General features: G+C 65.2%; 9 protein-coding genes. 7 read left to right on the top strand and 2 right to left on the bottom strand.

Features of this window, described 5'->3' with window-relative positions:
• Positions 1 to 21: 21 nt before the first annotated feature.
• Positions 22 to 819 (bottom strand): exodeoxyribonuclease III, encoded by a 798-nt coding sequence (xth, locus tag BMW89_RS19895; RefSeq protein WP_092028693.1) that lies wholly within the window; start codon positions 817 to 819, stop codon positions 22 to 24.
• A 134-nt stretch (positions 820 to 953) separates the two neighbouring features.
• Here xth and BMW89_RS19890 point away from each other — a divergent pair, with 134 nt between their 5' ends.
• Positions 954 to 3284, top strand: a complete 2331-nt coding sequence (locus BMW89_RS19890) for an ATP-binding protein (RefSeq protein WP_092028692.1) — start codon at positions 954 to 956, stop codon at positions 3282 to 3284.
• Positions 3285 to 3289: 5 nt separating this feature from the next.
• Here the strand turns inward: BMW89_RS19890 and erpA are convergent, their stop codons facing one another.
• Entirely contained in the window at positions 3290 to 3634 is a 345-nt protein-coding gene (erpA, locus tag BMW89_RS19885) for an iron-sulfur cluster insertion protein ErpA (protein ID WP_092028691.1), read from the bottom strand.
• Positions 3635 to 3795: 161 nt separating this feature from the next.
• Between erpA and BMW89_RS19880 the strand changes: the two genes are divergently transcribed.
• The 6 genes from BMW89_RS19880 to scpB all read left to right on the top strand — a co-directional run bounded on the left by BMW89_RS19880 (position 3796) and on the right by scpB (position 11160).
• Entirely contained in the window at positions 3796 to 4992 is a 1197-nt protein-coding gene (locus tag BMW89_RS19880; RefSeq protein ID WP_244547635.1) for a deoxyguanosinetriphosphate triphosphohydrolase, read from the top strand.
• A gap of 9 nt (positions 4993 to 5001) precedes the next feature.
• Complete coding sequence (gene argS / locus BMW89_RS19875; RefSeq protein WP_092028689.1) at positions 5002 to 6792, top strand: arginine--tRNA ligase; 1791 nt, start codon at positions 5002 to 5004, stop codon at positions 6790 to 6792.
• Positions 6793 to 6933: 141 nt separating this feature from the next.
• The gene (locus BMW89_RS19870; RefSeq protein WP_092028922.1) at positions 6934 to 8460 is read left to right on the top strand and encodes an SPOR domain-containing protein; all 1527 of its coding nucleotides are present in this window, start codon (positions 6934 to 6936) and stop codon (positions 8458 to 8460) included.
• A 52-nt stretch (positions 8461 to 8512) separates the two neighbouring features.
• Positions 8513 to 9541, top strand: a complete 1029-nt coding sequence (gene nagZ / locus BMW89_RS19865; protein ID WP_092028688.1) for a beta-N-acetylhexosaminidase — start codon at positions 8513 to 8515, stop codon at positions 9539 to 9541.
• The gene (locus BMW89_RS19860; protein ID WP_092028687.1) at positions 9538 to 10377 is read left to right on the top strand and encodes a segregation and condensation protein A; all 840 of its coding nucleotides are present in this window, start codon (positions 9538 to 9540) and stop codon (positions 10375 to 10377) included. The genes nagZ and BMW89_RS19860 overlap by 4 nt, the downstream gene beginning before the upstream one ends.
• Positions 10378 to 10398: 21 nt before the next feature.
• Complete coding sequence (gene scpB / locus BMW89_RS19855) at positions 10399 to 11160, top strand: SMC-Scp complex subunit ScpB (RefSeq protein ID WP_177196180.1); 762 nt, start codon at positions 10399 to 10401, stop codon at positions 11158 to 11160.
• Positions 11161 to 11323: the final 163 nt, after the last annotated feature.

Raw genomic sequence — 11323 nt, 5'->3', positions numbered from 1 at the left:
GAGTAACCCGGAGAGGCGGCCTTACGCCGCCTCGAGATCCAGATCCGCCCACACCGGCACGTGGTCCGACGGCTTCTCCCAGGCCCGCACATAGCTGTCGATGCCGACATTGGCGAGCTTATCGCTGGCCTGCGGCGACAGCAGCAGATGGTCGATCCGAATCCCGTGGTTCTTCTGCCAGGCGCCAGCCTGGTAGTCCCAGAAGGTGTAGAGCCCCGGCTCGTCGGTGACCGCCCGCAGGGCGTCGGTCAGCCCGAGGCCCAGCAAGGACTGAAAGCTCTCCCGCGTCTCGGGCTTGAACAGGGCATCCTCGGTCCAGGCGGCGGGATTGTGGACGTCGCGGGCGTGCGGGATGACGTTGAAGTCGCCTGCGAGGATCAGCGGCTCCTCGGTCTTAAGACGCTCCTTCGAATACTCAAGAAGCCGCGACATCCATTTGAGCTTGTAGGGATATTTCTCGGTCCCGACCGGATTTCCGTTGGGGAGGTAAAGGCAGGCGATGCGCAGCACGCCGGACTTGAGCGTCACCACGCCCTCGAGGAAGCGCGCATGGGCATCCTCGTCGTCGCCGGCGAGCCCCGACTTGGTCTCGTCGAATTTGAGCTTGGACAGCAGGGCGACGCCGTTGAAGGTCTTCTGCCCGTGGGTGACCACGTTGTAGCCGAGCGCCTCGATCTCCAGCCGCGGGAACGCCTCGTCGACGCATTTGATCTCCTGGAGGCAGACGATGTCCGGCTGGCACTCCCTGAGCCAGGTCAGCAGGAGATCGATCCGCTGCCGGACCGAGTTCACGTTCCAGGTGGCTACTCTGATGGTCATGTCGGTGGGCTCCGGGCAGGGGCGATGGTTAGAACAAACTGCAAACGTGCCCGTCAAGGACGCCGCGAAATCTCCCACAAAATTAACCGGGCTTAAGCAGGCCGCGGGCCATTGATACCGAAAAGGTTTTTCGAATGGGATGGCCGGACAAATCCATGAAGCAAGGCGAGCCGCGCGACGGCCTGATCGGGGCGTTCCTATACTGGCTCGGCGGCTTCGAGATCGAGGACGGCCTGACCGCCGATCTCAGCGAGCGCGAGATGCGCCGGATTCGCGCCAAGCAGATCGACGCGGTGACACGGCTGGTTCCGGTGACGATGGCCGTCACCCTGCTCAACGTCGCCATCGTGCTGATCCTGTTCTGGGGTAAGGGCTGGAACGACTTCCTCGCGATCTGGGGCATGACGCTTGCCGCCACCGCCTCGCTCGCAGTGCGGGCGTGGCGGCGCTCGTACCGGAACCCGCCGCAGGAGGCCTCGCCCCGCGCCGCCCGGCATATGCTGCGGCAGGCATTCTTCCTCGCCGCGATCTGGGGCACGCTGCCGCTGGCTCTGTTCAGCCGCATCGAGCCGACCAGCCAGCTCATCCTGGCCTGTCTGATGGTCGGCATGATGTCGGGAGGCGCCTTCACGCTCTCGACCTTCCCGCGCGCCGGTCTCGTCTATCTCGCCACTATGACGGTCGGCTGCGCCGGCGCGCTGCTGCTGTGCGGCACCGGGCCGTATCTGGTGACAGCGATGTTCCTGATGCTGTTCGCATTCTTCATGGCGCGCAACATCGTCTCGCAAGGCAATCTGTTTCTCGGCAATCTCAAGGCCCAGCTCGAGCTCGAACGACAGACCGAGATCATCTCGCTGCTGCTGAAGGATTTTCAGGAGAACGCCAGCGACTGGCTATGGCAGACCGATGCCGAGGGGCATCTGGTCGACGTGCCCCAGCGCTTCGCCGACGTCGCGCAGCTTCCGCTGCCACTGCTGAAAGGAACGCACTTCGCCGACGTGCTCGACATGCTGTGTCCCGATGACAAGAGCGCCGCCTACAACATCGTCGGCCTGATGGAGCACGCCGAGCCGCTGCACGAAATGAACCTCAGGGTCGTCGCCGGCGGCGAGGCGCGGCTGTGGTCGTTCACGGCGAAGCCGGCCTACGACGGTGACGGCCAGTTCCTCGGCTATCGCGGCTTCGGCCGCGACGTCACCGAGCGCTGGCGCGCGGAAAAGGCCGAGGCAGAGAGCCGCGCCAAGTCGAATTTCCTCGCGGTGATGAGCCACGAGATCCGCACGCCCATGAACGGCGTGCTCGGCCTTGCCAGCATGCTGCTCGAAACCGAACTCGATCCGGAGCAGCGCGAGGCCGTCACCACGATCCGCGAGTCCGGCGACAACCTCCAGCGCATTCTCAACGACATCCTCGACCTCTCCAAGCTCGAGGCCGGCCGCTTCACGTTCGAGGCGGTCGACTTCGCCCCGCAGACGCTGGTCGAAACGGTCGCGACCGTCGTGCGGGCAGGGGCCAGGAGCAAGGGGCTTGCGGTCAATGTCGTGCTCGACCCGAATCTGCCGCCGACGCTGCGCGGCGACGTCGCGCGCATCCGCCAGGTCCTGCTCAACCTCGCTTCCAACGCGGTGAAGTTCACCGATGCCGGCGAGGTGACGATAGCGGCGACCTGTCAGGCGCGCCGCGATCTGCTCGCGACCGTCGAATGGACCGTGACCGACAGCGGCATCGGCATCGCCCCCGACAAGGTCGGGCAGCTCTTCAGCGACTTCGCCCAGGCCGATGCCTCGATCAGCCGCCGCTTCGGCGGCACCGGGCTTGGACTTGCGATCTCCCGGCGCATCATCGAGCAGATGGGCGGCACCATCGGCGTTACCTCGACACCGGGCGAAGGTTCGACCTTCCGCTTCACGCTGGTGCTGCCCTGGAGCCAGGCGCAGGCCTCCGATCAGGCGGCGGCCCGCGATGAAGCAGACGAGCTGAAGGAGCGGATCGCCGAGCTTGATCGGCCGCTGAAGGTGCTGGTCGCCGAGGACGATGCCGTCAACCGCATGGTCGTCAGCAAGATGCTCGGTGCCTTCGACGTCGAGCTGCGTGTCGTCACCGACGGCGTCCAGGCCGTCGAGGCGGTTGCCGAAGGCGATTACGATGTCGTCTTGATGGACGTGCGCATGCCCGACATGGACGGCCTTGCCGCGACCCGGGCGATCCGCGCGCAGGGTGGGCGCTTCGAGGCCCTGCCGATCATCGCGTTGACCGCCAACGCCTTCCCCGAAGACGTCAAGATTTGCCGCGAGGCGGGGATGTCAGACTTTCTCGCGAAGCCGCTGCGCAAGCCCGCGCTGACGGCAGCCCTGCTGCGCGCGCTGGATGGCCATTTGGCATCAGAAGGCGCGCCGCTGCAGCCAGGACTGATGCCGGTCGAGGTCGAGTGGACGGACGAGGAAAGGCTGATCACCGGCGCGTAAGTGCGTTAGATCGAGAAGCTGGTCCCGCAGCCGCAGGACGCCGTCGCGTTCGGATTGTTGACGCGGAACGAGGCGCCGATCAGGTCGTCGACGAAATCGACTTGCGAGCCCGCCAAAAACGGTTGCGAGGCGGAATCGACCAGCACCACCGCGCTCTCCTGCTCGATCACGAGATCGTCGTCGGTGCGGTCGCGGTCGATGTCGAACTTGTACTGGAAGCCGGAGCAACCGCCGCCCTCGACCGAGATGCGCAACATCGCGCCGGTGCCTTCGCCCTTGAGGATCTCCCCAATCCGGCGCGCGGCGCGGTCACTGATGGTCACGTCAGTCGTCGTCACGTCAGTCGTCATGGCTCGTCTCCGATAGTCCCGCGGTCATACCAAATTCACTTGTCAGGTTCACGTGGTCAATTCACCTGCCCAATTCATTTGGTATCGCGCGTCCGGCATAGTTAAGTGCCACCATACGCAGAATCAAATGGATAGGGACTAAATTCGCCGTGTCCGTCGGAATGGCAGCCCCCCGCGCGCCCTTTGCCTGCGATCCCGACCGCAGCCGCGGCCGGCTGGTCGCGGAGCCGCCGAGCCGGACCCGGAGCCCGTTCCGGCGGGATTGCGACCGGGTGATCCATTCCACCGCGTTCCGCCGCCTCAAGTACAAGACCCAGGTGTTCGTGTTCCATGAGGGCGACCACTACCGCACCCGGCTGACCCATTCGCTGGAGGTGGCGCAGATCGCCCGCGCGCTGGCCCGGCAGCTTGGGCTGGACGAGGATCTCACCGAAACCCTCGCGCTCGCCCATGATCTCGGCCATCCGCCGTTCGGGCACGCCGGCGAGCGGGCGCTGGATGCCTGCCTTAGGGAATTTGGCGGTTTCGACCACAACGCCCAGACGCTTCGCGTCGTGGCCTCGCTGGAGCACCGCTATCCCGAGTTCGACGGGCTGAACCTGACCTGGGAGTCGCTGGAAGGCATCGTCAAGCACAACGGCCCGCTGACCGATCGCAGCGGCGCGCCGGTCGGGCGCTATCGCGAACACGGCATTCCCGTCGGGATCGCCGACTACATCAAGACCTACGATCTCGAATTGTGGAGTTTTGCCTCGCTTGAGGCGCAAGTCGCCGCGATCGCCGACGACATCGCCTATGACGCCCACGACATCGATGATGGCCTGCGGGCCGGCCTGTTCCATCTCGACGACCTCAAGGTGATGTCGCTCACCGCCGAAATCATCGCCGAGACCTCGGCGCATTATCCTGACCTCGAAGATTTCAGGCGCGGTGCTGAGCTGGTGCGCGAGCTGATCTCGCATCTGATCGGCGCGGTGTTTACGGAAGCCGAGAGGAACCTCGCCGCCGTGAAACCGCAATCGGCCCAGGACGTCCGCCAGCAGAGCCGGGCGCTGATCGCGTTCCCGCCTGAAGTCGCCGAGGAGGAGGCCGCCATCAAGCGCTTCCTCTACCAGCACATGTACCGCCACAAGCGGGTGATGCGGGTGATGGGGGAGGCGGAGCAGATCCTGTTCGACTTGTTTGCAAAATACCTGAAATCGCCGGACCAGCTGCCGCCGGAATGGCTGCTGGGGGCGGAGGCGGATCATGAGGGCGACCGGGCCCGGCGGATCGGCAATTTCATTGCCGGAATGACCGACCGTTTCGCCCTGACCGAGCACCAGCGGCTCTTTGACTCGACCCCGGATTTGCGTTAGGCGGCGACCATGCCCGACACATCCTCAGCACCGCATTTGTTCGCCGACGTGCTCGCACGCGTGCACGCCGTCTGCCGCGCGCTCGCGGCGGACGCCAACTGGCCCGAGGGCATCGATTTCTCCCGCGTGGTGGTCGAGCCGCCGCGCGATCCCTCCCATGGCGACATGGCGACCAACGCCGCCATGGTGCTTGCGAAAGAGGCAAAGGCGAAGCCGCGCGATCTCGCCGAGCAGATCGCCGAGCGGCTGCGGGCTGACGCGCTGATCACCAAGGTCGATATCGCCGGACCCGGCTTCATCAATTTGACGCTGCAGCCGGCCGCCTGGGCCGAGGCGCTGCGGACAGTGCTGCGCGAGGGGGCCGATTACGGCCGCGTCCGCGGCGGCTCCAAGGTCAATGTCGAATACGTCTCGGCCAATCCGACCGGGCCGATGCATGTTGGCCATTGCCGCGGCGCCGTGTTCGGCGACGCGCTGGCGAGCCTGCTTGAGTTCGGCGGCCACGACGTCACCCGCGAATACTACATCAACGATGCCGGCGCGCAGGTCGACGTACTCGCGCGTTCTGCCTTCCTCAGGTATCGCGAGGCACTCGGCGAGGACATCGGCGCGATCCCGGAAGGGCTCTATCCCGGCGACTATCTCAAGCCGGTCGGTGCAGCACTTGCGAAAGAGCACGGCGACAAGCTGCTCGCGATGAGCGAGCCTGCGTGGCTGCCGACGGTGCGCGCCAAGGCGATCGCGATGATGATGGACGAGATCAAGGGTGATCTCGCCGCCCTCAACATCCGCCACGACGTGTTTTTCTCCGAGCGCTCGCTGATCGAGAGCGGCAACAACAAGGTTGCCGAGACCATCGATTTCCTGCAGGCCAAGGGCGACATCTACCAAGGCCGCCTGCCGCCGCCGAAGGGCGCACCGGTCGAGGATTGGGAAGACCGCGAGCAGCTGCTGTTCAAGGCGACCGCTTACGGCGACGATGTCGATCGTCCGCTGATCAAGTCGGACAATTCCTACACCTACTTCGCCTCCGACATCGCCTACCACAAGAACAAGTTCGACCGTGGTTTTGCGGAGATGATCGACGTCTGGGGCGCCGATCATGGCGGCTACATCAAGCGCATGCAGGCGGCCGTGAAGGCCACCACGTCAGGCAAGGGTGCGCTCGACGTCAAGATCGTCCAGCTCGTGAAGTTGCTGCGCAACGGCGAGCCGGTGAAAATGTCGAAGCGGAGCGGGGACTTCGTCACCTTGCGTGAGGTGGTGGATGAAGTCGGCCAGGACGCTGTCCGCTTCATGATGCTCTACCGCAAGAACGATGCGGTGCTCGACTTCGACCTCGCCAAGGTCATGGAGCAGTCGCGCGACAATCCGGTGTTTTACGTCCAGTACGGCCACGCCCGCGGCCACTCGATCTTTCGTAACGCGCGGGCGGAGGTGTTCCCGGAGCTCCCCGAGGATGCCGGCAAGCGCATCGCATGGCTCAGTGAGTCGGCGGTGGAGCGGCTGTCGGACCCGGTGGAGCTTGATCTTCTCAAGCGCCTCGCAATTTTTCCGCGCATGCTGGAAGCGGCCGCCAGTGCCCATGAACCGCACCGAATTGCCTTCTATCTCTATGACTTAGCGAGCGAATTTCATGCACTTTGGACGAAGGGGCGCGATATGCCCTATTTACGCTTCATTATCAATAATGATGCAGATCTAACGAAGGCGCGACTGGCCATGGTCCAGGGCGTCGTCTCTGTCCTGGCATCGGGCCTCGCCATCCTCGGCGTCCATGCCCCGGACGAGATGCGGTAGTTTGGGGCGAACTACTTAAGGGGAATTTTGGGGGTAACCGGCAGAAGCCGGATCGCTTAGACTTGGTTGACAGCCTTGTGGGTCGAAAGCCGCGCCTTGGTCGAGGGGCGCGCGGTTTTCCCGAAGGGACGCATCATCACGATGGCCGATCGATATTACGACAGACCGCTTCCCTCCGATGACTATGGTCGCGGTGTCGACCAGCATGGGAAAGCGGAAGGCGATCCCTTGGCCGAACTCGCCCGCCTGATCGGGCAGACCGATCCATTCGCAGCGCAGGGACAGCCGAGCGCGCAGCCGCCGGCAGCGCCCGCCGAGAGCTATCAGGATCACGACTATCCGCAGGACGATGATCCGCAGGACTATGCCTCGCCGCCTCCGCCCGGTCCGCCCTCGTGGATGCGGCGCGCCAACGTGCAGCCGCAGCCGGCCCCCGCGCCGGAGCCCGACTATCCCGTCTCAGTCAACCCGGTTCACCCATTGCATCGCTATTCCGCCCAGCCGACCGCGCCCGAGCCCGATTTCCATCAGCCTCAGGCCTATCAGGACCACGCCTACCAGGCTCAAGCCTACCAGGATCAGGCTTATCAGCAGCCCGATCAGGCGTATCAGGACCAGGCCTATCAGGAGCCGTATGCGCAGCCCGATCCGGAGCGCTACGACGATGCGCTCTATGGGCGGCTGGAGGCAGGCGAGCAGGACTATCAGCGCGATCCCGCCTATCCTGATGACCCTTACGCGTTCCAGAGCGACTATCCCGAAGCCGATCTCGACCAGCCGAACAAGTCGCGCGGCGGCATGATGACGGTCGCGGCGATCCTGGCGCTTGCGGTGGTCGGGACGGGGGCTGCCTTCGCCTACAAGACCTATGTGGGCTCGCCCCGCAGCGGCGAGCCGCCGATTATCAAGGCCGACAATACCCCGACCAAGATCGTGCCGGCGCCGACGGATTCCTCGGCCAAGGTGCCGGATCGCATGGTCACCGGCGACGGCACCGAGAAGATCGTGCCGCGCGAGGAAGCGCCTGTCGACGTCAACGCCAGGGCGAGCGGTCCCCGCGTCGTGTTCCCGGCGCTGAACCAGAATGCGAACCCGCCGCCGGTGGCGAGCGTGTCGCCGTCCAATTTGCCGCCGTCAAGCGCAGGTCCGATCCCGAGCAACGGCACGATGCCGGCCACCACGCCGCGCCCGGTCCGGACTGTCGCCGTGAAGGGCGATCAGACCGATAGCGCCACGCCGCAATCGGCTGCCAAGCCGGCAGCTCCGCCGAAGCCGGTCGCAGCGCCGCGTACGCCGCCGACCTCGGCCAATGCCAGCGCCAACCAGCCGCTCTCGCTGGCGCCGCAGGCATCGCCCGCGGAGCCGCCGCAGCGGATGGCTGCCACCAATCCCACCCAGATCGCGCCAAGCGCTGCTCCCGAGACCCAAGGCGTCATGGTGTCGGTTTCGTCTCAGGATACCGAAGCCGCAGCCAGGGAATCGTACCGCGTGACGCAGGGCAAATATCAATCGGTTCTGGGCTCACGCTCGGCGGTGATCAGGCGGACCGAATTGTCCGATGGCAAGGTCAAGTACCGTGCGTTGGTCGGCCCCTACAGGACGCGCCAGGAGGCCTCGCAGTTCTGTAAGGAGCTGATGGCCGCCGGCGGGCAGTGCTTTATCCCGTAGTATTATCCGCCGATTCCTTGACCCCCTGACGGGGCAGGGTTAATCGGCCGTTATGAGCACGCGGGCCTTCATAACAGGCGTTTCCGGAACGGAACTGACCGCCGCCGAGCGGGAGTTTATCCGCGGTGAGCGCCCATGGGGCTTCATCCTGTTCAAGCGCAATGTCGCGACCCCGGCTCAAGTTGCTGCATTGGTTGCGGAATTGCGGGCGGCTGCAGAGGGCCCCGATGCGCCCGTCCTGATCGACCAGGAGGGGGGACGAGTGCAGCGGCTGGGCCCGCCGCATTGGCCGGCCTATCCGCCGGGCGCCGTGTTCTCGACCTTGTACGACACTGATTCGGCGCTCGGGCTCACCGCAGCGCGCCTCAGCGCCCGGTTGATCGCGGCCGATCTCACCGATCTCGGCATTACCGTGGATTGCTTGCCGCTGGCTGACGTGCCGGTGGCGGGCGCCAATGCCGTCATCGGGAACCGGGCCTACGGCACCTCACCGGGCAAGGTCGCAGCGATCGCTCGCGCGGTCACCGAGGGGCTGGAACAGGGCGGTGTGCTACCGGTCCTCAAGCACATTCCCGGCCATGGTCGCGCCACTGTCGACACCCATTTCAAGCTGCCGACCGTCGATACGCCCAGAGACGAACTCGAACGAACCGACTTTGCTGCGTTCAAGCCGCTGGCCGATCTGCCGATGGCCATGACTGCACATGTTGTGTTTAGCGCGGTCGACCCCGCCCATCCGGCGACGACATCTGCGACAATGATTGCTCAGGTGATTCGCGGCGTGATCGGGTTCCAAGGTTTGTTAATGAGTGATGACGTGTCGATGAACGCGCTGTCGGGGAATATCGCCGAACGGTCCCGCGCCATCTTCGCGGCCGGTTGCGACATGGCCCTGCATTGCAACGGCAACATCGAGGAAATGCGAGAGGTCGCCGCTCAGACGCCTGAATTGTCGGGCAGAGCGCTGGAGCGCGCGAGAGCCGCGCTCGCCGCACGCAAGGCGCCGCAGTCGTTCGACCGGGCGGCCGCACGCACTGAGCTGGACGCATTGATCGCACGGGCAAACACGGCATCCGCATGACCGCAGAAATCCTATCGTTCGAAACCGGGCGGCCCGCAGAGCTCGCCGAGGATGAACCGGCGTTGGTGGTGGACGTCGAGGGCTATGAGGGCCCGCTCGACCTGCTGCTCGCGCTTGCTCGCAACCAGAAGGTCGATCTCGCCAAGATCTCGATCCTGGCGCTGGCGGACCAATATCTCCACTTCATCGAAGCCGCGCGAAAGATCCGGCTGGAGCTTGCCGCCGACTACCTCGTCATGGCGGCGTGGCTCGCCTTCCTGAAGTCGCGCCTGCTGCTGCCGGAGCCGCCGAGCGCGGAAGGTCCGAGCGCCGAAGAAATGGCGACCGCGCTCGCCAACCGGCTGCGCCGGCTGGAGGCCATTCGCGAAGCCGCCAACCGGCTGATGAACCGGCAGCAATTGCTGCGCGACATTTTTCCGCGCGGCGAGCCGGAGCAGATCGCCGAGATCAGGCATCCGAAATACACCGCGACGCTGTACGATTTGCTCACCGCCTATGCCTCGCAGCGCCAGTCGCGCGTGCTGGCGAGCGTGCATCTGGCCAAGCGCACGGTGTGGTCGCTCGCCGAGGCGCGCGCCACACTTGAGCGGCTGGTCGGCAGCATCAGCGAACAGGACGACTGGGGCGTTCTCGACGACTATCTGCTCCGGCACGTCGCCGATCCGACGCAGCGCGCGACGGTGCTTGCCTCGAGCTTCGCTGCTGCGCTCGAACTGGTGCGTGAAGGTCAGCTCGAGCTGAACCAGAAAGAAGCGTTTGCGCCCATCTATTTCCGGAAGGGGCGTTCCAAGCCGGTCATGGACGCAGCTCCTGCGCCCGATGCGCCGGTCGCTTAAGTGCAACAAGGAGAATCTGCCATGGCAAGCCTGGCTGAAGTGCGGGTAGAAGAGGCCGAGCCGATGGAGAACGAGTCCCAGGCACGTCCCGAAGAATTGCGGCTGCTGGAAGCGCTGCTGTTTGCTTCGAATGAACCGCTGGATACCGCGACGCTCGCCAAGCGCATGCCTGATGGCGTCGACGTCAAGGCCGCGCTCGAGCAGCTGCAGGCCGATTATTCGTTGCGTGGTGTGAATCTCGTGCGGGTCGCCAACAAGTGGACCTTCCGCACCGCCGGCGATCTCGCCTGGCTGATGACGCGCGAGAGCACCGAGACCCGCCGTCTGTCACGTGCTGCGATCGAGGTGCTGGCGATCATCGCCTATCACCAGCCGGTGACGCGCGCGGAGATCGAGGAAATCCGCGGCGTTATCACCTCGAAGGGCACGCTCGACGTGCTCTTGGAGACCGGCTGGATCAAGCCGCGCGGCCGCCGCAAGACGCCGGGCCGGCCGCTGACCTTCGGAACCACCGAGGACTTCCTGTCGCAGTTCACCCTGGAACAGCTCGGCGATCTGCCGGGCCTGGAGGAGCTGAAGGGCACGGGTCTCCTGGATTCGCGTCTGCCGACCGGATTCAGCGTGCCGACGCCGTCCGATGACCCGCAGCTGCGTGAGGACGAGGATCCGCTGGAACCCGGCGAGGACCTCGATCTGGCGCTGGCGCCTGCGGTCGAGCCCGAGACGCCCGAAGAGACGCCGGAAGGCGGCAATGAGGGCGGCGAGGGCGGCAGCGAGGACTGACGTCCTGCGTTTTACCGGCCCCTGCGACCAGTTAACACTAGGCAAGATTACGTAGCGCCAACAGCGAATTGGCGCTGCCTTGGTCCTTGTTTTTGAGGCCTGCCGCGCCTAGGTTTCCGGGAAGATCGGCCGGGTCCCCGGCCATGTGTGTTTGGAGGGTTGC

Source organism: Bradyrhizobium sp. OK095 (assembly GCF_900109945.1).
Taxonomy (GTDB): Bacteria; Pseudomonadota; Alphaproteobacteria; order Rhizobiales; family Xanthobacteraceae; genus Bradyrhizobium.
This window is presented reverse-complemented; position numbering and strand designations above follow the sequence as displayed.